The organism is Pseudomonas extremaustralis (genome assembly GCF_900102035.1).
Taxonomy (GTDB): Bacteria; Pseudomonadota; Gammaproteobacteria; order Pseudomonadales; family Pseudomonadaceae; genus Aquipseudomonas; species Aquipseudomonas extremaustralis.
Map to the genome: position 1 here is coordinate 2,226,996 of NZ_LT629689.1, position 26,323 is coordinate 2,253,318.

12 protein-coding genes are annotated in these 26,323 nt (G+C 64.8%); all 12 read right to left on the reverse strand.

The genetic code is table 11. The features are described from left to right. Positions 1-5 precede the first annotated feature (5 nt). The 12 genes from BLR63_RS10195 to gspK all read right to left on the reverse strand — a co-directional run bounded on the left by BLR63_RS10195 (position 6) and on the right by gspK (position 26,317). Positions 6-1,805 (reverse strand): DUF2341 domain-containing protein, encoded by a 1,800-nt coding sequence (locus BLR63_RS10195; RefSeq protein ID WP_010564253.1) that lies wholly within the window; start codon positions 1,803-1,805, stop codon positions 6-8. A 24-nt stretch (positions 1,806-1,829) separates the two neighbouring features. Then, positions 1,830-3,416, reverse strand: a complete 1,587-nt coding sequence (locus BLR63_RS10200) for a ShlB/FhaC/HecB family hemolysin secretion/activation protein (RefSeq protein ID WP_010564252.1) — start codon at positions 3,414-3,416, stop codon at positions 1,830-1,832. A 59-nt stretch (positions 3,417-3,475) separates the two neighbouring features. Beyond that, positions 3,476-4,069, reverse strand: a complete 594-nt coding sequence (locus tag BLR63_RS10205; RefSeq protein WP_010564251.1) for a transposase — start codon at positions 4,067-4,069, stop codon at positions 3,476-3,478. Positions 4,070-4,343: 274 nt separating this feature from the next. Continuing rightward, entirely contained in the window at positions 4,344-4,988 is a 645-nt protein-coding gene (locus BLR63_RS32555; protein WP_456239019.1) for a filamentous hemagglutinin family protein, read from the reverse strand. A gap of 67 nt (positions 4,989-5,055) precedes the next feature. Beyond that, entirely contained in the window at positions 5,056-16,878 is an 11,823-nt protein-coding gene (locus BLR63_RS10210) for a two-partner secretion domain-containing protein (RefSeq protein ID WP_456239020.1), read from the reverse strand. A gap of 327 nt (positions 16,879-17,205) precedes the next feature. Then, positions 17,206-18,387: a substrate-binding domain-containing protein gene (locus tag BLR63_RS10215; protein WP_010564249.1), complete on the reverse strand. Its 1,182-nt coding sequence runs from the start codon at positions 18,385-18,387 to the stop codon at positions 17,206-17,208. A 398-nt stretch (positions 18,388-18,785) separates the two neighbouring features. Further along, the gene (gene gspF / locus BLR63_RS10220; protein WP_010564248.1) at positions 18,786-19,997 is read right to left on the reverse strand and encodes a type II secretion system inner membrane protein GspF; all 1,212 of its coding nucleotides are present in this window, start codon (positions 19,995-19,997) and stop codon (positions 18,786-18,788) included. Beyond that, positions 19,997-21,415, reverse strand: coding sequence for a type II secretion system ATPase GspE (gene gspE / locus BLR63_RS10225; protein WP_010564247.1), 1,419 nt, complete (start codon positions 21,413-21,415; stop codon positions 19,997-19,999). The genes gspF and gspE overlap by 1 nt, the downstream gene beginning before the upstream one ends. A 139-nt stretch (positions 21,416-21,554) precedes the next feature. Continuing rightward, positions 21,555-23,870, reverse strand: coding sequence for a type II secretion system secretin GspD (gspD, locus tag BLR63_RS10230; RefSeq protein ID WP_010564246.1), 2,316 nt, complete (start codon positions 23,868-23,870; stop codon positions 21,555-21,557). Continuing rightward, positions 23,867-24,379 (reverse strand): type II secretion system protein GspM, encoded by a 513-nt coding sequence (gspM, locus tag BLR63_RS10235; RefSeq protein WP_010564245.1) that lies wholly within the window; start codon positions 24,377-24,379, stop codon positions 23,867-23,869. The genes gspD and gspM overlap by 4 nt, the downstream gene beginning before the upstream one ends. Then, on the reverse strand, positions 24,372-25,442 hold the full coding sequence (gene gspL / locus BLR63_RS10240; RefSeq protein ID WP_010564244.1) for a type II secretion system protein GspL: 1,071 nt from the start codon (positions 25,440-25,442) through the stop codon (positions 24,372-24,374). The genes gspM and gspL overlap by 8 nt, the downstream gene beginning before the upstream one ends. Then, a complete protein-coding gene (gene gspK, locus BLR63_RS10245; RefSeq protein WP_156791901.1) occupies positions 25,439-26,317 on the reverse strand; it encodes a type II secretion system minor pseudopilin GspK in 879 nt (292 codons plus the stop codon). Before gspK ends, gspL begins: the two co-directional genes overlap by 4 nt. Between the last annotated feature and the right edge of the window lie 6 nt (positions 26,318-26,323).

Sequence of the window (26,323 nt, forward strand, 5' to 3'; positions counted from 1 at the left end):
TCTCCTCAGGCCGGCACAGAAGCGTGATGGTCGCGATGCAGCGCCGTTTCACTGGACCGGCCCTCGCCGTGCATCTCCGCCAGGCGGGTGATGAACTCGTCGACGAATACACGCATGTCGGCGCTGACTTCCTTGTTGCGCGTGATCAGGCGGTTGTAGCCGAACAGCGCGGGGATCGCGACGAACAGGCCCATGGCCGTGGCCAGCAAGGCCGCCGCCATGCCGGGGGCGATGGCGTTGATGTTGACGTCACCGGCCATGGCCGTGCCGAGGAACACCACCATGATCCCCAGCACCGTACCGAGCAGGCCGATGTAGGGGCCGCCGGCGATGGCGTTGGACAGGGTCGAGAGTTTGGAACCGAGCTGCTGGTTCTCGCGGGTGCGCACGCCGTCCATGGAGCAGCGGATCGCTTCGATGGTGGCCGCCGAGACCGACGAGGTGTCGGCGCCCTGGGCACGGCGGGTGCGGATCTCTTTGACCGCCACGCTGTACAGGCGCCACAGCGAAGAATGGGCCAGGCGCTCAGCCAGTTGCGCGTCGTCGGCATACATCTCCAGGCGCGTGCCGATCTGGGCGAAGTGCTCGCGGAAGATCTCATTGGCACTGCTCACGCGGCTGACCTGACGGTTCTTGCGCAGCATGATGAACCACGACTGGAACATCATCGCCACCAGCACCAGAATGATCACCCAGGCGTCCACCGGTACGGCGTTGAGCAGAAAGCCCAGGCTGCCGAAGCCCATGCCCGACTGTTCTTCATCCACCCCATAGGCCACCAGTTTCGATTCGGCGCCCTGGGCACTCGCGTCAGCCAGCAACAGCGCGGCCGGGCGCGCCACTTTGGACAGGCGCAGCTCATCCATGGCCCCCGCGAATGGCTGGTGCGTGCTGCCCGCATCCGGCAAATCGGCACCGATGGCGAGCTGGGTATTGAAGGCCGGCAACGCGACGGCGAGGGTGGAGGTTTCGCGGCCATTCACATACAGCGTGACTTTCTCGCCCTCGGCGGTGAATGCCAGGTGCTGCCATTGGCCGGGGTTCAGCGGCTGGGTCGAGACCGCGCGCTGGCCGTCGATCTCCACGAACGGCATGCCCTGGTTCAAGCCCAGCAGCAGGCTGTGGGGGCCGTCGCGCCGGGCCATGACGATTTGCTCGCCATTGGCCTGATCCAGGCGCAGCCAGGCACTGAAGGTGAACGCGCCGCCGGCGGCGTGTTGCAGCGACGGGCTGGCCGGCAACATCAACGGCTGGCCGCCGAACTGCAAGGCGCGACCGATCACACCGTCGATGCCAGCACCGGTGGCGTTCAACGCGGTGTTGGCGTAGGCCGTGGTGTCGCGGGCCGGTGTGCCATTGGCCCCGTCAAAGTGGTAGAGCGCGGTGTAGTTCGGGTCGAAGGTCAACTGGCCGTTCGCCGTGGCCGCGGCCTTCTGGTTGCCGTAGTACATCCACAGGTCCTGGCGCTGGCCGCCTTCGACCTTGGGCACATCGACCCAGATCAGCGCCATGCCCATCAGCGGGTCGAAGCTTTCGATCTGGTGATTGAGCACGGTCTTGTCATCGGCACTGACGAAGCGCAGGTCGCTGCCGTCATCCTTGACCCCGTCAAAGGTGAAGTTGCCGGTGTGCAGGCGCACCAGCAGCGCGGTGCGGCCCAGGGCCTGGTTGATCGCGGCGCCTTGGGCGGTGGTGTCCACCGAAATCTGTTTGCGGTAATGCCAGTCGTCCTGCCACCAGGCATGGGCGGTGGCCGGGAGCGCGAAGCCCAGGCAGATCAACAGGCTCAGGAATAGGCGTTGCATGGGAAGAATCTCCGGGAAAAAAGGTCAGAAAGTCGCCTGCACACTGAAGTGCAGTCGCGAGTCCTGTTTCTGGGTGTTCGGTCCATCGAGCAGCGGGTAGCCCCAATCCAGGCTGCCGGACAACCATTTGCTCAAACTGGCGCGGGTGCCCAGGCCGACACTGGCCAGGCTGTATTCGTCTTCTTGCTCGGGCAGCGGGTCGTGCAGGCGCATGCGCGCGCCTTCGGCGAACGCATAGAAGCGCCATTCCTGCACATAACTGCCGAGGAACTTGGCCAGGGACGGCGTGCGCAACTCCTGGGACAGCAGGTAACCCTCGTCCCCGGTGCGCTCGGCCGCCAGATAGCCGCGCACCGAGGTGGCGCCGCCGGCCGAATACTGCTCGTTGGACACCAAGGGGCCCGAGGCCAGCTGGAAGCCGGCCTTGGACGCCGATTGCCAATCGTTGGCGAAGGTGTAGGTGTAATTCAGGTCGCCCTTGAGTACGGCGAAACTGGCACTGGCCTTGTAGCGCTTGTAGTCGAATTCTTCGGCATCGCTGCCATAGCCAAGGAAGGCGCGTGTGCCGATGACCAGGTTCAAGCCCAGGCCCAGCTGGGATTTTTCGCTGTAGCGATAGCCGTTGTAGCCCAGGGTGAACGGCGCGTACTTGAGCGGCACCTGGTCGTTGCTGGAACCGAACTTCATCTGCTCGTCGAAGTCCTTGAAGTCGACCCCGAACGAGAACGAATTGGCCCAGTTGCCCGTCACCGGCAAGTTGTAGATCGCGGACACCCCGTAGGAGTGGCCCTTGCCCAATACGTTGCTGCCGCCGATGGTGGCGATGTTGCTGTCGGACTGGTAACCGGAGAACTGCAAGGTCCAGCGATCGTTCAGCGGGGCGCTGTAGGAACCTGACCAGACCTTGGCATTGTCGGTGTCTTCGGGCGCGGTGAAGTAGGTCAAGGAAATGCTGTGGCCCAGTTGCCACAGGTTGTCGTAGCCCAGGGTGGCGACCGAACGCAGTTCCTTGGTGTCGGCGCTGTAGTCGTTGTTCAGACCGAGGCTGGCATGCCAGGGGTTCTGGTCCTCGACCTGCAAATCCACATCCATGGTGCCGGGCCGCTGGCCCTCGCGCACCAGTGGGGTGACCTGCCGACCGGCACTGCGGTTGAGCCCGGTCAGTTGGGTTTGCACCGCGGCGAAATCCGGTACCGCGCCCTCCTCCAGGCCTGGCACCTGCTCGCGGATTTCCACCGGCGAGTAATGCTTGGCGCCGACCACGCGTACACGGCCGACCTTGGTTTCACTGACGTGCAGATAGACGATACCGTCATCGACCTTCTGCTCCGGCAGCTCCACGAACACCGACTGGTAGCCGCGCGCCTGGTAGATCTTCTGCAATGCGTCGCGGGCGCCTTCGATATCGCCCAGGGTCTTTTGCGGGCCGAGAAACGGGTACACCGCTTCTTCGATCGTCGCCGCATCGAGCACGGTATTGCCGCGCACGAAATACTCATTGACGTCCACCCGGCGCGCCGGGGCATCGCCCTCCTCGGCCAGCGCCGGCTGCACCAAAGTGCCCAGCGCCAGGCAACACAGCGCCAGCGTTGACTTGAACAGATGCTCCACACAGCCCCCTAAGTTTCTGAAATATTGCGCCGTCGCCGCATGCACGGCGTTTGGCCTGCTCAATTGCGAGTGGTCGGCACTTGGCTGTGCCGGGCCAGCCAGGTGTGCAGCAACGCGAAGTTCAGGGAGAACTCCGGCATGTGCAGCAAGGCGCCGCAAAACACTTCGCCGATGATGGTCTGGATCAACTGCACCGCCCGTGGGTTGTCCAACAGAGTGGCGATGTCGTGCTGCAGGGCCTGGATGCCCCACACCTTCTGGTGCAGGTCGAGGCCGACGAACCAGCGGAACAGCAGGTTGTAACTGAGCTGTTCGTGCAATTGCTGTTCGCTGGGTACGGCGTACAGCAGTTGCAACAACAGGATCTGCATCACTGTGCGCGGTGCGATCAGCATCCCCGGCGCCGGCTGCAACAGGTCGGGGTGCCGGTCGAACACCGCGTCGATCTGCGGGCGCAACAGCACCAGCGAATGACCCGCCGGGATGTAGCTGGAAACTTCCTTCAAGGCGCCCTGCCAATCGTCCTGGGAGACGATCCACACCCAGGGCGCGCCGTAGCGGTACACCGAAACCGGCTTCTTGCGCGCGGCTTCGACGATCTTCGACAGGCGCTGATCGAGCTCCTGCATGCCGACTTTCGAGTAACGTTCCATAGTTCCCATGTGCCCCACTCCTGGCGTCCTGCTGACGGCTCGGGAGACAACTTGTGATTGTCTCCAGCGCGTTACATAGGCAAGACAGGCGTGGGCGGGAGCTACCGAACTTTTGTCATGAAAGCTTCATTTGGGATTGAGTGAGGGGCAATTCTTGGGTGGCAGATCCGCTCTTGTGTAGGAGCCGGCTCCTCCACAAGAGCGGATTCAGCGAAAAAAAAAGGGCGATCATTGATCGCCCCAAACGGTACATCCAGAGGTCCCTGCCAAACCCTTACAACGTGATCTGCTTGCGCTCCTCATCCGTCAACCGCGCCCGCGCCTGTTCACTCAAAGGCCCCGCGCCCAGTACCTGCACCGGGCTGTTGGGGTTGTAGCCGGAGGTCTTCTGTTGCTCCTGCGGCTCGCGCTGCACCGGCTCGGAGCCGAAGCTCAGCACTTCCACGGTGACGATCGACGCCCGCCCCTGTCGGGACGCCGCCTGTTGGCTGCGCGCCGCGTCTTCCGCCGCCTGGGACGCCGCCGCCCCCGCCGCGCTGGCTGAACTCATGGCGCTCGTGTTGACGGCCGCCGTCACCGGCACCCCGGACGACTTGCCCTGGCTCTGGATGTTCGCCGCGTTCACCACCCGCAAGGCGGCGATGTTGACGTTACCCGAGACCCGAATCCCCGCCTCCCCCGCATCGATGGTGCCCAACGGCGCGATCAGGTCGATATCCCCCGCCGGCACTTCCGGGATCGGGTTGAGTGTGGCAATCCCCGCGCCGGTACTCGGCACCGACGGCGACAGGCTGACGTTGCCCCAGTTGTCATAGATGCGCTTGGGCGGCGTGTACACCACGGTGGTCTTGGAACCGCGACCGGCGTTGATATCGCCCTCGCTGGTCCAGGCCATGATCGAGCCGCCGAAGGTGGTCATGATGCGGCTCTGACCGAGCAGGATGCTGCCCAGGGAATACAGCTGGATATCCCCGAACCCTGGGTGATCACACCCGCGGTCGACGGCGGCGCCGCGCCTTCGATGCCGAAGGTCTGGCTGCCGCCGGGGGTGAGCATCTGGATCGAGCCGCCGGCATTGGTGTGTATGCCCGAACCGTTGAACAGTGTGATGTCGCCCTGGTAGGTGATCGGGTTGCCGGCCACGTCCTTGTCCGGGAACAGCGCCGCAATCGCCGCGCGACCACGCAGGTAACTGCCCTGGCGCACACCGCCATCCTGGTTGTACTCGCGGCCGGCGGCCTTGAGTTCGGCGAAGTACACATCGCGGGCGAAGATCCGTCGTTGCTCGGCGGGCAGTGCCGCGTAGTAGGCACGCGCCTGGTCGGTATCGCCGACAAAACCGAAGCGCTCGGCGAGCCAGGCGACCAGTTCGCGTTCGTAAGTCTTGGCGACCTTGCCCCCTGTAAGGACTCGCCTGCCTGGGCCTGGTTGACAGGGTTCAGGTAGCGCTCGACGAAGCGCTGGTAATCCGGCCCATTGGCGCCGACACCGGCCTGCATCACGATGCTCGCGCCGGGGCGGTTATCGCCTGGCAACACCCCACCGAGGCTGGTGACGCTGTACTCGCCCGCCGGCCCCGTCATCAGGATATTGCGGCCCGCCGACACGTCCAGCAGGCCAGGCCCGGCCACCTCGAAGTTGCTGTAGAGGATGTCGCGACCGGCCGACACGATGGAGATGTCGTTGGGGTTTTTGTGAAGGAACAGGTTATTGCTCGAAGGCGCAGTCCTGTCCGCACCAAAACTACGTCCACTGCTGACGATATCCCGCCCGGCCATCATCCAGACCGCGCCATTGCCTTCATACCAGGTCTCACCTTCGTGCGATGATCCTGGGTCACTACTGAATGTGATTATCCGACCACTGCTCACCCCGACCAGGTCCCCGTCTATCGCATAAAAACGCGCCGGTTCAGCACTGCCAGCCGATGACGCGGCTGCCGTTCCGGAACCGAACGCCAACAGCGACTGGCTGACCAGGCTACCACTGGGCGACAGGTTGCTGACCACCACAGCATTGCCAATACGGGCCTGGTACGCAGGGTTCCAGGGGGTTGCCATCGCACTCATTGCCGCCCCGGACTGGCTCACGGCCATGCCACCGGCGTAGATCGAGCCTTGGGCGAGGAACTGCAACTGGCCGGCCGGTCCGGGAGCCAACATCAAGGGGTATGTGTAATTTAAGTCAAAGTTCTCCTGCGCCCGAGCCGCTTTACCGTAATACAGGCTGCCACCCGCCGCCGTCGCCCTGACGATTGACGGGTAGGCCACGGCCAGGTCAGCCGGCATGCTGGTTAGGTTGATGGGGGTCAGGTTACCGCCCAAGGAAAACAGATCAATGGCCGTGTCCTTGGTCCACAGGGTAAACCAGCTGGTGCCGGTGCCGAGGGTGGTGCCTTGGACAAAAGGCGAAGAATGGCTAGCCTGCACCCGGCCCGGATCTTCGACATTGGTCACCACCTGATCGCCCAGGGTCTGCACGTTGAACGTCGCGTCACCCGGCACCAGGGTCAACCCACCGCGCGCCGTGCCACGGGTCGACACCAGCGGGTCGAAGGCGCGAGTCTCGCCCGGGCTCTGTACTTCAGACGTTGCCCCGTACAGCAAATCGACGCTGCCCACGCTGGCGCTGCGCAACTGCACATCACCGCGAAGATTGACCAGCATGCCGTCACGATGGTCCGCATTAGCAACGACAACACTGGCTGGGTTCATGTTGCCAGCGATGCGCACCCGCAGATCGCCCCCACCGGTCAATTGCAGGCTGCCATCGCTGGCGACCCTGCCCGTGCTGCCCACTGCCAGGACCAGGCCTTGGCTATGGGGGTTTACGGCACCGTTGCTGAAGCCATAACCCAGCGTGTTCAAGACCCCTGCGTCGCCACCGACATTGACATCCAGATCGCCCCCGCCCAAGGTGCCGAAGCCGGTGAAACCCAGCATCTTGTCCGCGCCTGTGGTTGCGGTGTAACTGCCGAAATTGATCCACCAGGCGGTCGGTTGAGCCTGCCCACCCGTCGCCACATCGCCGCTGCCCTGGCGCCATAGCCAGTTGCCGACGCTCGCCGAATCGAACCCGATATCCTTGGGGTTGGGTCGCCCGATGTTGCTCTGGGCGAAACTGGTGAGATCACCGGTCAAGTCACCCCCGGCATTAATCGTCAGATTGCCCCCGGCCTCTGGGTACCAGGCTCGGTAGAGGCTGGTGGACGAGCCATTGACGAACTGTTCGAACAGGCTGCCAGGATCGCCCAGTACGGTTTTAACCTCCTGGGTCGCGGCTCCCTGCTTCGCCTTGGGCTGGTTGTAGGGGTCGCCCTCAAAAGTAGCGGTAGACGACGTACCGGCGGTGTACACCCCATACAACGAGTCCATGCTCAGGTTGCCCGCGCTCAGCAACTCCAGATCGCCGGTACCGGTGCGGATCACACTGAAGCGTGTGCTTGCCGGTACGGCGGCGTATTCCAGTGGGTATTTAAGCTGGCAAAGCGTGGGCGAGGAGGCGCACACCACGGACACAGCCGGGTAACCGATCAATTTGAAAAGCTCGTCAGTCAAGTCGTCACCTACTGCCACGGTGATGCCCTTCCTCGCGAACTGAGCGACCACAGCCTTAGTGGCCGTATAAGCCCCCGTGGTCTTGCAGAATTGTGGGGATGCACCGCAGAAATCATCGATCGAGCCCTTATGCAGGCCGTCGAGCACATGCTGATCGATCGGATCACCGGCCTTGACGGTCACCCCGGCGCCCGCCATGTACGTGACCCCAGCAGCCGTCCAGGTTTCCACGCCACGGGGCGGTAATGCCTTGGCGAACATGCCGTAGTGAGTGTCCGCCAGATGCAGGTCGCCGCTGCGCGGGTGGGCCTGCAGGATGCGACTGTCGGCAGCCTCGGTATCGGCGCCCGCCACCAGGCGCAGCGACCACGACTGGGTGCCTTCGGGCAGCATCGGCGAGATCGCCCAAAGCTGCCCGGCCGCACCGGCACGCAACGCGACCGACTTGACCCCAGCAGGCAACTTGACATCCGTGCCGGCAGGGATCAACGCCCCTTTGGGCAAGTCCTTCAGGCCATTGAGCAGCACAATGTTAGTGGTCAGGCCTGCCTGGTCCACGGTTGGCAGCGGTACGCCCTTTGGCCAGGTCATGCCTTGCAGCAGGGTACCCTCGGTCAACAGCGTACCGGCGCCCAGTTGCGTGCCCGCCACCAAGGTTTGCGCCTCGCTGAGCAAGGTGCCGGCGGCCAACAACAGAGTGCCGCTGGCATCGCGCACATCGGCCGCGACGACGCTGCCGGCAGGCAATACCAGGTCCTGGCCCAACGTCGCGGCCACAGGCAAACGCGTATTGGCGGCGACAGTCAGGCCCTTGATCGGCAGGTCATAGTTAAGGGTCGCGCCGGCCGGGAAGGCGGTGCCGTCGGCCAGGGTTACGCCGTTGCCAGGCACCACCACCGTACCGCCACGGTAGTCGATACCGGGCAACAGCACCCAGCCCTTGTCATCGGCAGACGGCGGCGGCGCTGCGAAGCCGTCGTTGATGCTGCCGTAGATGTTCAAGTCACCGCCGGCGCGCAGGGTCAGGCTGCCGGATTCGCCGGAACCCTGAACGTTGTTCTCCTGGCGGCTGTGGGGGTTGAGGCTGGCGTAGCGGAAACCGGACAGATCCAGGTCGCCCTGCACGACCAGGTCGCCGTCCGCCGTCTTGCTGACGATTTCCACGCCGGGACGCAGGTGGAAAGCATCGGCGTAGGTGGCGTTGTTCAGCCCCGCGAGTTTGTTCTGCCGCAAGTTGGTGTTCTGCAGCGCGGCCGTGATAAATGCCACGCTCAAGTCATGCTTGTCTTTCAGGTAGCTCTGAGTGATTTCCTGATACGGCTTGCCACTGGCGGTAGGGTCGGTTTTTTCCAGGGCATCGTCGTAGGTGGCCATGCCATTGAGGGCGATCGAGCGCGCGCCCTGGATGTTCAAGCGCCCACTGGCGTCGATGGCAATGTCATTGCTGCTGCCGTCGGGATTGAACAGGCGCGGCGCATTCAGCTCCAGGGTGCCGCGATTGCGCCCGTCGTTGCCGGCAGCACCATCGGTGCCGTGGCGCAGGTCGATGCGCACGCCATCGGCGAGGGTCAACTGGCCGTCGCCGGAGCCCAGCACCACCATGGCGCGGTTGGGCGAGTCGATGATCTTGCCGTAGCTGTCCACCCGCAGTTTGCTGCCATGGGCGTCGAGCACCGCCGTGCCATCGAGGGTCAGGCCATGCTTGCCGGCCAGATTGATGCTGCCGACCTGCTCACCGCTGGCATCCACCAGGCCGTTCACGCGCAGGCTGCCGTTATCCATGGACACGCTGAGGGTGCCGGCCTTGAGCCCGTTGCCGATGGTCAGGTCGCCCTGCTTGAGCTGGAAGCTGCGGGCACCGAAGACCGCGCCCTGGTTGAGGCGCTGGTTGAGGTCGGCGAACTGCTGATCAAGGGAGCCGCTGCCACCCAGGTGCTGGGCCTGGAGTTCCACAGTCGCGGCCTGGTAGGGCACCGACGTGCCGCTGGCCGCGTAATAACCGCTGGTGCCGCCGAGGATCTTGCCTTGCAGGTCGACGATCCCGGCCGCCGCATCCGTGGCCACCGCCCGCAATTTACCCGCCTGGTTGTGCTGGGCCGACAGGTCGATGGTCGAGCCCGCCGCCTGACGGATATTGCCGCTGCGGCTGTCCAACAACACGTCGCCGCCCCAGCCGTATTGGGTCACATCGTTGAAGGCAATGGCGCGGCCGGCCACGTCGATCAACGCGTCATCGGTCAAGACCACATCGCCCCGAGCGCTGAGGCTGACCTTGCCACTGGGCAACACCACCGCACCGGCCACGCGAATGCTGTCGCCTTGCAGGGACAACTCGGCACCCTGGCCACTGGCGGTGCCACGGGGGCCTGCCAACGCGCCGATATCAATCGCACCGCCGGCTTTGATCTTGTTCACCGAGCCGGCCTCACCGGTCATCAGCGGTGTGCGGATCGTCAGGTTGCCGCCGCTGTACTGGAAGCCGTTGACCGGGTCATACGCGCCCTGGCTTTGGTAGACCGACAGGCTGCCCTTGTGGTTGGCGGTGATGCGCTCGCTGGCATTGAGGTTGACATTGGCGAACCCCAGTGCCAGGCGGTCGAAACTGTTCACATTGCTCGGCTGGGCGAACTCGCCATAGCCGAATTCGATACGCTCGGCGTTGATGTCCAGGCGCCCGCTGCCGGTGCCCGCGCCGCCCGTCACCACCGCGCCAGGGGCGTTGGTGGCGCCCAGCCAGATCAGGTTGGCGGTATGGATCGTCGCCACATCGTTGGCCGCTCCGGCGCCATACACCGCCGGGGTCGACAGCATCAGGTTGTTCAGCAGTGATTTGCCGGTCACGGGGTCATAGGTATCCAGGGACGTGGTGCCGTAGAAATTGAAACTGTCACGGGCCGACAGTTGCAGGGTTTCCAGGGCCGGCGCGCCGAGTTGCGTGTCACCGCGCAGCAGGCGGCCGAGCAGCTCCTGGTTCAACGTGAGGCCAGCCGGCAGACGGTTTCCGGCGGTGGCAGCGGCCAGGGCTTCGGCGCTGCCCAGATTGATGACGCTGACCCCCAGGTTGAGGTGACGCGTGCCATAGCGCACTTGGTCGCCCAGTTGGAAGGTACTGTTGGTCAGCGCCACGATGCTGCCATCGGAGTACAGCCCGGTCCGGCCACTGCATGTGCCGCCGTCGCAGGCGCCGATGTTAATCCCGCCGCTGACCCCATCTGGCGACGGCGCACTGACTACATTGAGCAGCCCGTTGGACACCGCCAGCATGTTGGCAACCCGATAGATAAACCCGTCACGTGCGTCGTAACTGGCCTTGCCGCGCCCCAGGGTGTTGATCGAAGCACCCTGCTCCACCACGATCGCGCCGGTGCCGCTCACCAGAAAAACTTCAGGGGCCGCCAGTGTTGCCCCTTCGCGCAACGTCACCGTGCTGTTGGCACTATTCGCGCCGGATGCCAGGTTGATAAAGTTCCCGGACTGGCCGTACTCCACCACTGTCATGCCGCCCACCACCAGCCGCGATGCGCCCAAGGCATTGAGGGTGTCGGCCTTGAGAGTGATGCCGGCGAAGTCCGCAGTGGCGGACTTGCCCGCGCCGACCACTTCGATACCCTGCCAGGTCGGGTCCAGCACTGACACCGTACCGCCGTAGCCGCCTGACGCAGCATCGAAACGGCCGATCCCCTCGAACGAGAAGGCATCCGCACCCGCACCGGGGCGCAGCGACAGTTTCAAGGTTTTGGCATCGGCTTCCAGCATCGGCCGGGGCACGCCGATTCGGGCCGCATCGGCCTTGGCGAACTGGGCGTAGCTGGTTTCGTTGTATTGGGAATAACGGCGCAGGGTATCGGCCGAGGTCAGGATCAATTGGCTGGCGACGCTGTTGCTGATCCCCGTGTGGGCAATCGACAGCTGCCCGGAGGTGGACCACGAGCCATTGCGCATCAGCGTGGTCGTGCCATCGCCGCCAAGCCCGGCCAGCCCATTGATCTCGACGCGAAAGGCCCCCGGCATCAGGGCATAGGTCGACGGCATCAGGGTGTAGGTGCCCGCCGGTAACCCCGGCACACCGGCGCCGATGGTGATCTGCTGGCCGATCAACGGCGCCACGGCACCGCCCTCTGCCGCCACCGGCGCCGCACCTGGCTGTACCCCAGGCACAATCGCGTAGATCGGGTTGGTGGACAGGCCCGGCAGGACAAACCCGCCGTTGGCGCCGAACTGCACCAGCGGGTTGTAGCGCGCATCGGTGGAACCGCCGCGCCCGGAAATGAAGCCGGCGCCCAGCAGTTCGCCACCGCCGGAGAGGTCCAGCGTGGCATCCGGCTGCACGGCGACGGTCGTACCGCCCAAAATGACGCCAATGCTCAAGTCGCTGTTCGCGTTGGCCATCCCACCCTGGCCGATAAACGTCACTTTTTGACCGTTGTAGCGGTACTCCTGGCCGTCCAGCGTGCCGCCATAGGGCAGCACCAGCCCCTTGCCACTGACCGAGGTGATACTGCCCGGCAACAGTTGCACCAGGTTACTGCCCATGCTGCCGATATCGATCAGCCCCAGCGGCGCCCGCACCACACCGCCCTGGCGAACCGTGGCGGCGCCCAGTTGCAGGCGGCCGAACGCCGAATAGGGAATGGCAGCGTCGGCCGTGCCGGTACGGCCAATGGTCAGCGTACGCAACGGGTCGAACAGGATATCGTTGCTAATTTCCCCCCCAAGGCCCAGGTAACCCGCGATCACCCGCGCGCCGACCTGGGTGCCGGGGTACAACTGCGCCGCGCGCAAGGTCATGTCGCCCTGGGTCAGCAATTGGGTGCTGATACCCGTGGCGACTCCGTTCTCATTGGCCCCTGCGAGAAACCGCAGGTCGCCATCGCTGGTCAGGTTGACCTGGTCAAACCCACGCCGTTCGACATCCAGCAGGCTGCCATCCGCCTGGCTCAGGCTACCCTTGACGCCAAACAACACACTGTCGCGCACATCGATGAGGTTGCCGCTGGCGTTGAACTGTGCCTGGGTCTGCAACTGGGACGGCGTGGGGAGCCCAATCACCGGACGCACATTAGGATCCAGGCTTGGCGTATTAACGCCACCCAGCAATAGATACGGCGCTGACAGGTTGACCCGGGAAGTGCCGGCGGCGTTTTCACTGAGGGCAAAGGCCGAACTGAACAGCCGCAGACTTTGGCCCATAGCCAGTGAAACGTCCCCGTCAAAACTCATGACCCCGTTGCTCATCAGCGCCAGGTTGTCAAAACCACCCGCGCTGACTTGATCCACACCCAACCGCCCGTGGCCGTATTCCAGGCTGTCAGCCGCCTCCTGCGCAGTAGCCGCCAAGTCGTGGCGCTGATGCACCTGGCTGATCAGCAATTCGCGGCCCTTGAGCACCCGGTCAACGGCGATAAAGCGGTCATAGTCAGGGCTCTGCAATGCGACAGCCAGACTACCGCCCGCAGCGCCTGCGCCCCCTGCCCGGGCCACAAAGCTACCGTCCAGATACAGGCCGTTATTGGACGCCAGGCTGATACTGCCGCCGTTGCTGGCCTGACGCACCATGCCCTGCCCCGGAATATTCAGCAGGGCCTGGGTGCCGGAGGCGTCCAGCCGCGCCCCTTCACGCACCACCACAAACAAATCACTGGCCGTGGCAACCCCGGTCTGCAGATCGAGCGTGCCGCCGATATTGATGCTGCCGCCATCGCGGACCAGGCCATAAGTGCGGCCAAGGACGTCAACCGCCGTGGCAGCCCGTGCCGCGACATCGATCAGCGCATGTTCGCCGACCCAGATCGAGCGACCATGCCCGATGGGATTCACGTCTTTTGAAGAACCCGCCGTCACCCCACCCAGGGCGACGCTGCCACCCCAGGCGTTCAGCGTGCCGTCCATGTTCAATTGGCCAACGCTGCGCAGGTTGATGGCCTGGCCTGGGTCGACGTTGATCACCGCGCCTCGGCCCACGGTCAGGGCGGTGGTTGCCAACTGTTCGGCGGTGGCATTGATGTCGCCGGCGTTCAGGCTCAAGCCGGCGCCACGGCGCTGGGTCAGCAGGCTCTTGGTCGGATCCTCCAGATAGAGCATGGGCGTCCAGCGTTCCAGCGCACTGGCCGGGTCGCTGCCGGTGGCGATCGACGACGCCGGCGCGCCCAACCGATACACCGGGACCGTGACATCGACTTGCGTACCGTCGGTAACGATCAACCCCTCGTTGCCGGTGATGTCGTAGGCCGAAAAGCCTTTATTGAAGAAGCCGCCGGTCAGTTTCAGGGTGTCGTCATCCGCCGCGACGGGGCTGTCGCCGATCTGCACTTTGCGCGCCTGCAACGCCAGGGTACCGCCACCGTTGACGCCATAACCGCGAACCTCGCCGTCCAGCCCAAGGGCGCCGAATGCGCCCAAGGTCACGTCGCCGCCCTTGCCGCCCGCAAGCCGGCCATCCAGGCCGAGCGTGCCGCCGGAAGAGGCGTCCACCACACTACCGGCCATCAGGTTGATGTTGCCGGTGCTGCGCAGCGACACCTTGCCGCCATTCACGTAGGCCAGGCCGGTGGTGTTGGCGGCGTCCAGTAGCAGGTTATTCCAGCGCCCGCTGGTGTCGAGCTTGACCCCGGTGGCGACCGTTACGTTGCCGAAGCCCGGCAGGTACGTATCCGCCATTGCGCCGTCTTTCTGCGGATCGACCTGATTGAGAATGCTGCCTGCACGAATACTGCCGCCATGGGCCGTCAGGTTGGCATTGACCGCCACGCCGGGCCCGAACAGCGTGATATCACCGCCGTCGGCCACATTGAGCGCACCGTTGACGCTGACCTGCTGGTTGGCGGCGACCTTGATTGCGCCCAAGCCGAAACCGTTGAGCTGATCGCTGTCGAGCACGATCTGGCCTTGGCGATCCGCTGGCAGCGCGGTCGTCAGGTCCAGGCCCTCGGCGATTTTCTGCGTGTTGCTGTCGATCAACACCTGGTCGGCATTGCCGCTCAGGGCATAACGCAGGGTGCCGGTCGTCTTGTTGTAGACCGGCGTGTACCCACCAATGATCAACTGCGCGCGTTGGGCCATGGCCTTCTGCGATTGCTGGTAACCGTCAAGGTCAATGTTCGGCGCCTGGATCTGGCGGGTGCCCTGGAACACGTCGCTGACCACCTGGCCTTCGAGCACCGCGCTGGTGGTGCCAACCACCAGCTTGCCGGCATCGCGGCCCACGGTGTAACCGCTCTCGTAACGGCGCTGCTTGGCGATCATCGGGTTGTAGTAGTAATCGGTCTGGCCCCAGCGCTTGCTGGTGTCTTCATAACCTTTGTAGAAACCGGAATAGAGAATGTCCCCCGGCGCGTTGGACAGCTCATACAAGCGCCCGTCCGGGCCCTTGAGCCAGGTCTGCTGGATATAACCGCCCTGCACGTCGACGGTGCCGCCCGACAGGTTGATCTGCGCGCCCTTCTGCATCACCACATCATTGCCGGTAAAGGTCACGGTGCCGCCCTGGGCCATCCACTCGCCTACCGAGTGCCCTTGGGTGCCGAGGTAGCCGCCGACTTCCAACAGGCCGCCGCCGGTGTACCAGCGATCCGTGGCATAGCCGTTGGTGCCGGCGGGCACGAACACCAGCTCGCGCAAGTCGACCCACACATCGTTGTTGATCAGTTTGCCGTCATCGCGGTTGACCGGTGCATCGCGCTGCTCGTTGCCCTGCACGTTGATCTTGATGTTGTTGGCTTCCATCGCCACCTTGACGCCGACCGCGCCGGACACGTCGATCATCGCCCCATCGCGTACCAGGCTGCGCCCGGCCGCGCTGACCGCGACCTGGCCACCGGTGGCCAGGGTGATCGAGCCTTTCTGGAAATCCACGCTGCCGCCGCTGACGATCTCGATGCGCGACTGATCGGTGCGGTCGGCCACCGCGCTGAGGTGGTTGAACTGTTCGGTAATCAGGTTGGCCGGCTGGCCGTTGAGCGGGGTCAGGCCGTTGCTTTTCTGGGTATTGAGTGCGGTGCTGCCGCTGGCGTCCAGCAGGATCGCCGTGGTGCTGCCCTCACCCAGCGTGACGCTGCCGGTGCTGTCGCTGGCCGAGTTGAGCAAGTGGATCGTGCCGCGGGTGTCCACCGAGGTACTGGTCAGGGCCACGCCGTTTTGCTGGACCTGGTGACCGGTCAGGGTGATGTCGCCGGTGGAGGCCATGATCAGGCCGCTGTTGGTGACTTTACCCGCGGTGCTGTCGGCGTTGAGGGCTGTGGCGACTTCATTGCCACGGGTGGTGGAGCGTTCGTTGCCCGCTGTGCCCACGCCTTTACGGATGTAGAAACTGTCGCCGGCCGCCAGGGTCGTCTGGCCCTTGGCGGTGACGATGGTGCCGGCGTTTTCAACCTCTGTGCCGAGCAGCAAGGCATAGCCGCCGGCATCGGTGGAGGTGGCGGCGTTGTGGGTCTGGATCAGGGCACCGCGCTGCACTTCGACCTTGCCTGCCGCGTCGGTGAAGGTCGGTTGAGTGCCGGTGGTATCGACGTAGAGGCCGCGCTGGGTGAACTGCTCATCGGTGATGTTCGCCGCCGCCGCCACCAGGTTGCGCACGTTGACCTGGCTGGTGCCACTGAAGACCACGCCGTTGCGGTTCAGGATCATCACCGTGCCAGCGCCGTTGATCTGGCCCTGGATCTGGCTGGGCCGCGCATCGGGGTCGTTGACGCGGTTGAGCACCGCCCAACTGGCCTGCTGCTGGAAATCCACCGTGGTGTTGCGCCCGACGTTGAAGGTCTCCCAGTTGAGGATCGCCTTGTCGGCGGTCTGCTCGATGCTCACCGTGGTCTTGCCGCCGGCCTGGGTCTGGGTCGGCGCCTTGGCGTTGGTCCAGCCTTGGGTGAGGCTGTTGTCGACTTGCAGGCCGCCCTTGCCCAAACCATCGGGAATCGTCGACACCTGGCCGAACGCCGCCTGGCGCCCCGCCGCTTGTGCCGCCTGTTGCGCCGCAATCGCCGCGACGCTGGTGTTCAGCGTGCTGATGGAACGCGCCAACTGCTGGTTGACCCGCGCCTGCTCGTTGAGCGACGGAATGCCCGGCACCTGCCCGGCACTGATTCGCGCCGCCGTCGCCGCCTGGCTTGCGCCCTTTTCGGCAAACCAGCTGGAACTGAACGCCGTGGCCGCGTGGGCATTGCCCGCCATCATCAACAGGGCAATGGCCTGGGCCAGTGGCTTCAGGCGCAGGATCGTCTCTTGGGCTTTCAGGTTAACCGGCGATTTGCAGCGGACCATCGGGAATCTTCCTTCTTTGTTATCACGCAGGGAGCAAGACACGCTCACGTATGAGGGTTAGGCGGTTGGCGAGGGACGGGACTGAACTTCTGTCATGCAAAGTTCACATACGACTGCTAACAGCCCGATCAGAACGACGCACCGTTTCTGTAGGAGCGAGCTTGCTCGCGAAAAACCTGAGGACGCCGCCGGCATTCAGAAAGCCCGCGTCATCGTTGACGACCTTCGCGAGCAAGCTCGCTCCTACCGAAGAAATCGCAATGTAAAAAAATCAGCAACGGCACAGGCCGTTGCTGATCGGGTGTTGCGGGTCGTTGGACGCTTGGGTTACAGCGGACGACCGATGCCGTTGCAGACGCTGGTGTTGCCGATGCCCTGACCACTGGAAACAGTCGCGAAGGTGTCGGTGATCGCTTGTTTCCAGTTGGATGGCAGCGGTACGAAGCGGTTGTCGTTGATGGCGGCGTCGTTGTTATTGAATGCACCGAAGTGCTGCAGGAAGAAGTCCTGCACTTGGGTGGTCTGGGTTGGGTCGGCATAGCACTGGCTGAAGATCAGGTTAGTGAAGCCCAGGATCGGGTAGCCGGTCGTTGGGTAGGCGAAGGTAGCTGGACCACTTGCGGTGGCGGCAAATACCGGCACCCAGTTGTCCTGGTTAGTGGCGTCGATGAACGAGCCATCGGCGCGGGCTTCGGTTGGCGCAGGGATCTGACCGATAGCGGCCGACACGTTGGCAGGCGCAGGCGAAACACCGGCAACCTTGGCGACTTTGGTGGCGTCATCCAGACCGGCCAAAGTAGTCGCGGCGTAGTCCGGGCTCATGTAGGTGATACCACCGTCCGTAGCGTTCAGCGTAGTCATCACGCCTTGGCTGCCGGTCGCGGCAACGGCACCGGCCGGCACGCCGTTGCCGTAGCTCGACGAGAAGGTGGTGGTGATGGCGAACGCTTTGGCTTCGCTGCACTTGGCGTTCAGGAAGCGGGTGAAGAGTTCGGTAGTACCGCTGGATTCACTGCGGTAAACGACTTTGATCGCGCCCGTGCGGCCGGAACCCGTGATCTGGTTCCAGTTGGTCAGGCGACCGGAGAACACGCCGCACAGTTGGTTAACGCTCAGGTTAACCGCTGCAGTACCGGCCTTGTTGAACGGAATGGCAACCGAAGTCGCCACCGATGGCACCTGGATCAGCTTGCCCCAGGTCGGTTGTTTGTTGGTGGCGTAGGTCGACAGTTCAGTCGCGCTCAGCTTGGAATCGCTACCGGCCCAGTGCACGTTCTTGTTGCTCACACCGGCCACGAACTTGGTGTAGTCGTTGGTCAGGAAGGCGGCCTTGCCATTACCGCTGCCCACGCCGATGTATTGGGCGAAACCGGCCGTCAGCACGCCCGGAGTCTGGTACAGCTGCTGAGGCAGGGTGGCACCACCGCCGTTGATGTCAGCCATTGCAGCCTGTGCCGAGCACAGTGCAGCGAGGGTCATGGATACCGCGAGAACGTTGCGCTTAAACATGAAGAATCTCCTTTCGTCGTGTTTGTACGTTTGAGGTAGAGGGCTCTTGCATGACGCCATGGCTTCGGTCCCAGGCCGTGTTCCGGGGGTGGCAGGGGTGAGGCCATGGGTAGGTAATTTCGCAGCATCCGATGACAGCAAAAGGAAAAAACCTCGGGAGGAAGGGCTTGATTTTTAAAAAGATTCTCGGGTGTTTCGGTCATGATTCTGAGCGGTTTGGCGATCCCATGTGGGGGGGGGTCGCTGTGGGAGGGGGCTGCTGTGGGAGGGGGCTGCTGTGGGAGGGGGCTTGCTCCCGATAGCGGTGGATCAGATGGAGCTGCTTTGACTGTCATACCGCTATCGGGAGCAAGCCCCCTCCCACAGTAAGCCCCACACATTGGTTTTTTTGGGTGTGCTCACGTGACCAGTTGGTTGATCTCGATGATCGGCAACAGCACCGCCATCACGATCACCAGCACCACCGCGCCCATCACCACGATCATCAGCGGCTCCAGCAACGCGGTCATGCCCATCGCGCGGCGTTCGATGTCTCGCGACAGGGTCTGCGCGGCGCGTTCGAGCATCGGCGGCAGCGAGCCGGTTTTTTCGCCGCTGGCAATCAGGTGGATCAACACCGGCGGGAACACTTTCTCCACCGCCAGCGCCGGAGCGAGGTTGACGCCTTCGCGCACCTTGGCGGTGGCATCGTTGACGCACTGGCTCAGGCGCTCGTTGGACAGGGTCTGGCGCGCGGCTTCGAGGGCGCGCAACAACGGCACGCCGGCACCGCCGAGGATCGCCAGGGTCGAGGCAAAGCGCGCGGTGTTCAGGCCCAGCACGAAGCGCCCGATCAGTGGTAATCGCAGCACGCGACTGTGCCAGTTCAAGCGCGCCACCGGGTCGCGCAGGTACAGGCGCCAGCCACAGAAGCCGCCGACGACCCCGGCAAAACACAGCCAGCCCCAGGCGCGGATAAAGTCGCTGGCGTTGAGCATCGCCAGGGTCAGCCCCGGCAGGTCCTGGCGCGCCTGGGAAAACGCGCTGACCACCTGGGGCACCACGTAGCTGAGCAGGAAAATCACGATGCCGATGGACACCAGCCCCACCACGCCGGGATAGATAAAGGCCGTGAGGATCTTGCCGCGCAGGTTGTTGCGCTCCTCGATGTAATCAGCCAGGCGCTCCATCACCTGGGCCAGGTCGCCGGACTCCTCCCCCGCCGCGATCAGCGCGCGGTAGATCGACGGAAAGTCCCGTGGTCGTGCGGCCAACGCATCCGCCAGGCGCATGCCGCCGCGCACATCGGCACGCACGGCGGCCAGGGTCTGGGCGATGTGTTTTTTCTCGGCCTGTTCCACCGTGGCGCTCAGCGCCGCTTCCAATGGCAGGCTGGCGCCGAGCAGGCTCGCCAGTTGCCGCGTGGCCCAGGCCAGGTCGTTGTCCGACAGCTTGGCGCTGAACAGACTGGCGTCGCCGACGCTGTGCTGACTGCCTTCGACCTGCACCAGCAGCGCGGTCAGGCCACGGCTGCGCAACGCGGCGAATGCCCCGCTCTGGCTGTCGGCCTCCACATGCCCGGCCTCGACCTTGCCAGTGGCGTCGGCGGCTTCATAGCGATAGCGATTCATCAGGCGTCCCGTGTCACACGCAGGATTTCTTCGGCCGCGGTGGTGCCGCTGCGCACCCAGCGTTCGCCGTCTTCGCGCAGGCTGAACATCCCGGCGCGACGCGCGGCGACGCGCAGATCCTGTTCGTTGGCACCCTGATGGATCAGGCTGCGCACGTCGTCGTCGACGCAGAACAATTCATGGATACCGGTACGCCCGCTGTAGCCGATCTGGTTGCACTGCGCGCAGCCCACCGGGCGCCAGGTGCCGGGCGCGGCCGGGTCTTCCCTCTTGCAATGGGGGCACAGGCGACGCACCAGGCGCTGGGCCAATACGCCCAATAACGACGAGGCCAGCAGGAACGGTTCGACACCCATGTCGACCAGGCGGTTGACCGCCGACACCGCGTCGTTGGTGTGCAGGGTCGCGAGCACCAGGTGCCCGGTGAGCGAGGCTTGCACGGCGATTTGCGCAGTCTCCAGGTCGCGGATTTCACCGATCATGATGATGTCCGGGTCCTGGCGCAGAATCGCGCGCAGGGCCAGGCCGAAGGTCATGTCGATCTTGGCGTTGACCTGGATCTGGCTGATGCCCGGCAGGTCATACTCCACCGGGTCTTCGACGGTGAGGATATTGCTGGTGCTCGCGTCCAGCCGCGCCAGGGCGGCGTAGAGGCTGGTGGTCTTGCCGCTGCCGGTGGGCCCGGTGACCAGCACGATGCCGTGGGGCTGGCGGATCAGGGTGTCGAGGCGCGCCAGCAGTTGCGGTTCCATGCCCAGGGTTTCCAGTTGCAGGCGCCCGGCCTGCTTGTCGAGCAGGCGCATCACCACGCGCTCGCCATGCCCGGTGGGCACCGTGGACACGCGAATATCGATGGGCCGTCCGGCCACGCGCAATGCGATGCGACCGTCCTGGGGCAAGCGTTTTTCGGCGATGTCGAGCTGGGCCATGATCTTGATCCGCGACACCAGCGCGCCATGCAACGCCTTGCGCGGCGACACCACGTCACGCAGGGTGCCGTCGACGCGGTAGCGCACCACGGAATGGGTCTCGTAGGGTTCGATATGGATATCACTGGCCTCATCGCGGGCGGCCTGGGTGAGCAAGGCGTTGATCATGCGAATCACCGGGGCGCCGTCCTGGGTGTCGAGCAGGTCGGTGATTTCGGGCATGTCTTGCATCAAGCGGTCGAGGTCCACCTCGTTTTCAGCGGCGCCCACCACGGCGGCGGCGCTGCCGGTGTCGGCGTAGGCACTGGCGAGCAGGCCGTCGAGTTCGTCGTCGCGCACCTGCTCGAGCCGGGCCTGGCCGAACTGGCGCTGCACTTCGCCGATGGACCAGCCGGGGGTGGAGGGGCAGACGGTGAGCAACATCCCCTCCCCGCCGGGGCGCAGGAGGATGCGCTGGGATTTGGCCCAGGCGTAGGGGAGCAGGCTCATACCCCTCTCCCACAGGAAGACACAGTCCAACTGTGGGAGGGGGCTTGCTCCCGATGGCGGTGGGTCAGTTGGCTCATATGAAACTGACCCACTGCCATCGGGAGCAAGCCCCCTCCCATATTTGGATCTTTGTTTGAAGTCATGGTCGTGTACCTACCGGCACCGCCCTGATCACCGCCCTGGGCCCATCCCCCGGAATCGCCTTCTCCACCGACGGCAACTGCGGCGCCTGCACATCCGGCATCGCCCAACTGTGCTCCGGCTGCAAGCCACCCTGGGCGCGGCGCATGAACTCATAGCGGTTCAGGGTAATACTGCGCCCCGCGCCACTGTCGCGAATGATGTAGGGCCGCAGGAACACCATCAGGTTGGTCTTGCTCACACTGCGCTTTTCATTGCGAAACAACGCGCCCAACCCTGGAATATCCGCCAGCCAGGGCACGGCGTCATTGCTCTGGCTGTAGCCGTCCTGCAGCAGCCCGCCGAGCACCATGATCTGCCCGTCGTCCAACAGAATGCTGGTGTCGATCGCGCGCTTGTTGGTCACCGTGCCGGCGTCCACCGAGGTCCGCGTGTCCACGCTGCTGACTTCCTGGTAGATATCCAGCTTCACCGTGCCACCTTCGGAGATCTGCGGCCGGACATTGAGCTTGAGCCCCACCTCTTCGCGCTGCACGGTCTGGAACGGGTTGTTGCTGGTGCCCCCGCCGCCGGTCACGTAGCTGCCGGTGACGAACGGGATGGTCTGCCCGACGAAAATGCTCGCCGCTTCGTTGTCCAGGGTCAGCAGGTTGGGCGTGGACAGCACGTTGGTGCCGCCCTTGCTCTTGAGCGCCCGGGCCAGCACCTTGAGGTCGAGCACCTTGCCGATCCCCGGGATGTCCACGGTGCCGTTGACCACACCGATATTCAAGCCCTTGGGCAGCACGTCGAGGCCGGTCTTGCCGGTGCTCGCCAGGCCGCTGCCACCGAGGTTGACCCCGCCAAACCCGCCCTTGCCCGCCAGGTTGCCGGCCTGCCATTGCACGCCGAACTCGGTGGCATCGTCCTCGCCCACTTCAACGATCAGGCTTTCGATCACCACTTGGGCACGGCGCTGGTCGAGCATGTCGATCACTTCGCGCAGGTTGCGGTACAAGGGGTCCGGCGCCGAGATCAGCAAGGTGTTGGTGGTGGCGTCCGCCTGGAGGGTCACGCCGCCGGCGCTGAAGGCGGTGTCCGGCTCGCTGGCGGTGCCGCCGCTGCTGGTGCCGCTACTGGCACCGCTGGTTTGCCCATAGCCCGACTGCGCGCCGCTGCCGGTGGATGTGCCGGCGCTGTTCTGGGCACTGCCGGTGCCCTGGCCGGTCTTGCTGTTGCCACCCATGGCACTGAGCTTGCCACGGGCCTCGTCGCTCACCCCGGCATCGCTCTCGCCGGTGAGCAGCCCGCGCAGCGACTGGGCGAGCTTGGTCGCCTGGGCGTTGCGCAGGTACACCACATGCATGTTGCTGGGGTTGCTCTGGGCATTGTCGAGTTTGTAGATCAGGTTGCGCGCCAGCTCGGTACGTTCGGGGCTGCCGGAACGGATGATGATCGAGTTGGAGCGTGGGTCGCCGATCACGTTGATCTTCTGGGTCTGGTCGGCGCCCTGGGTTTCGAGCAACTCGCTGACCATCGCGGCGATGTCCACGGCGATGCCGTTCTGCACACTGACCACATCGGTGTCGATGGCGCTGGGGGTGTCGATGCCATTGATGATCTGGGCCACGCGCGCGAGGTTTTCCGCATAGTCGGTGATGACGATGCTGTTGTTGCCGGGGTAGGCGTTGATCGGGTTGTTCGGCGATACGATGGGCCGCAGCACCGGGATCAGGTTCACCGCATTCTCATACTGCAGGCGGAAGGTGCGGGTTTGCATGCCGCTGCTGCCGGCGCTGTACATCGGCCCGCCGAGCAACTTGGCATCGGCCTCCGGCACCACCTGGGCCACGCCGCCCACATCCACCACGCTGAAGCCCTGCATGCGCAACGCCGCCAGCAACATGTCGTAGGCCTGGTGCGCGGGCACCTGGCCTTCGCTGACCAGGGTGAGATTGCCCTTCACCCGTGGGTCCACCAGAAACTGCTGGCCGGTGGCGCGGGACAACGCACGCACCACCGCCTGGATGTCCGCGTCGACAAAGTTGAGCTGCACCGGCTGGTCGCCCAGGGGGTTGCCGGCCTTGATGGGCGCCGGGGCGTGGCCACGGGCGCTGCTGGTCACCGGGTGCGGCTGGCGCGCCTTCGGGATGTCTTCGCGCTGGCGATCCAGCGGGCTTTCACCGCTACGGCGGGTCTCGGCCAACGGCTGGCCGAGTTCGCTGTCCACCAGCAACGGCGTGTTTGGCCCGGAGGCGCTGCACGCGCTCAACGCCAGCAGCAACAACGGCGCGACTTTGCGAAAAGGCGCGTGATGGGGGACTGACCACTTCATGAAGCTTCCTTAGCGCCAAGCGCCTGATCCATGCGAACGGTCCCGGACACAGTGCCGGCCGAATGGTTGACGGCGTCCGGGGCGCGCTGCAAACGCGCCTCGGACACCTCCAAAGCAAATGAACGGGGATTGCCCAGCAGCCAGCCCACCACCGCGTCGGCCGGCGCGTTATCGAAGGTCAGGAGCCAGGCGCCGGCATCCAGCGCCTGCACTTGGTAATGCCCTTGCAAGCCGGCGTCATCCAGGGTCTGGCGCAGCCCGGCTTCGTCGGCGGCCCGAGGCGCGCCGACATCCTGCAGCAGCGCCTGCAAGGCCGTGGCCTGAGCGCGCAACTTGGGGGTTTCGGCCTGCCAGTAGGTGATCTTTTTCAATGCCGGCTGCACCAGCACCAGCCAGGTCAACAGGCTCGCCAGGACCAGCCCGGCACCGATCAGCAGATGTTTTTCGCGTGGGGCCAGCCCCCGCCAGAATGCCTGGGCGCGGTTGCGTAACCGCTGAGCGCTATTCATCGCTGGCCTGCGCTTTCTCGGCAACCTGGGCCGGGCCGATATGCCAGGTATGCCCGTCATGTTCGGCGGCAACACCGGCCTGGGCCAGCGCCGCCTGCCAGTCGCCCCCGGCCGCCGGCTGACGAGTGTCGGCGAGCAGTGTCAATTGCAAGCGGCCTTGCTCGAAGGTCAGGCTGTCGACGCTGCCCACTATGAACGGCAAGTGACTGCCCGCCAGTTGCAGCAGACTGCCGAAGCGTTGGCCGGTACCGGCAGCCGCGCCGCTCTGACGTGCGGCCAGTTGTTGGCGGGCTTGCTGCAAGGGGTTGAGCACCACCGGCACTTCAGGAAATGCCTGGCGCACCTGCTGGCTCATCAATGCCTTGAGCCGTTGGCCTTCGTCCGCCTGACGGGCGGCGTACAGGTTCAGGCCGGTCGTCCAGATGGCCGCTGCCAGCGCGACACAGGCCAGCGCCCTGCCCCATCCGCCGCTGGGCGCTTGGCCGAGGCGCGCATGCAAGCCCCAGCCGGGCACCGGGCCGCTCCAACGTCGCGTCATCTCCACCAGCGGTACGTCCAGCGCCTGTAGCCCCAACGGGTGCACGGCCCCTTGTTGCAGGCTGTCGCGTGTCAGCAGATAGCCGTCGTGCAACGCCGCCGCACCCACCGGCAAGGCATAGGGCGCCGGGTACAGGCCACGCAGTTTGAGCGGCACCTGCGCGAAGACCTGGGCCAGCCGCTCCAGTCCGGCCTTGGGCACCCAGCCCACCTGCACGCGCCCATCGCTTTCGCGCGGGCCGTGGGCCACATGCATCTGTTCCACGGGACCGAGGATCAGTGCCTGCGCCGCACAGGCCAAGGCAGCGGCGGTTTTCGCGCCGGGCAGTGGCGGCAGCTCGAGGCTGGTCAACAGGCTGTCGCGCGGGTGCAGAAAAGCATCGAGCGCCTGACGGTGCTTACCCAACTGCGCCAGGCTGGCGAACCCCTCATCCACCACGACGCCACGCTCCAGCCAGGCAAAGGTCACGCGGCTGTCGACGCTCAGTTGATCCAGGGGCGGCAAACCGATGCGCAAGCGTTTCATACGCCCACCCGCGACCAGATCACCTCTGGCTGGCGGGCTTCAGCACGATGCAACAGCGCGTCGATCGTCACCCGCCGCTGTTCGCGCCGCGCCTGGCCCCGCAGGCGAAACCACTCACTGGTGATGCCCACCTGCACCGTATCCACCGCGACCTGGGGCAGTTGCAGGCGGTTGACGAAATCCCCACGGTTGATAAACCAGCGCCCGCTGTCGCGCTCGGCCACCAGCCCGTGGGCCTGGGCCAGATTGAGCTGGGGCACCACTGCGCTGAGCACTTCGGCGCTGGCGGTGTTGCCGTTGACCCAGGTCTGGCCGGGCAACACGCTGATGTAGCGCTGCATGCGCTGCAACATCAGCGGGTCAAGGCCTTCGAGGCCACTCAAGTCGTCGAGGCTGCGCAACATCGGGTAGCGGGCAGGCAAGCCGTTCTGCGGGTAAGACGCGATCACCCTCTGGCTGATGCGCCGGCTCACGGCCGGGTCCACGTCGATCAGCCGGCACAGGCGCTCGAAGCTCTGCAATTGTTCGGTATCCGGCTGCTGGCGATTGACCAGGTTGCGCAGGTTGAACTTGCCCTGCTCGTCTTCCAGCCGCCCCTCGAACACGCCGGTCTGGGCGCGGGCCCAGGGCTGGTCGAGGCGTGTCAACACGTCCTTCTGGCGCGCGTCCCAGAGCAACTGCTGGCTGCGTTCAAGGCCACCCTGCAACAGCCACTGGCCTTGGATGCGCAGTTGCTCCGCCTCCAGGCTGCGGGTGAACACGCTCTGGCGCGTGAGCATGGCCCCCGCCATCACCGCCACCACCGCCGCGATCAGCAAGGCGCTGATAATCGCCATGCCGCGTTGCTTCGCCGCTGTGGGCGAATACCGTTTCATGGCGCG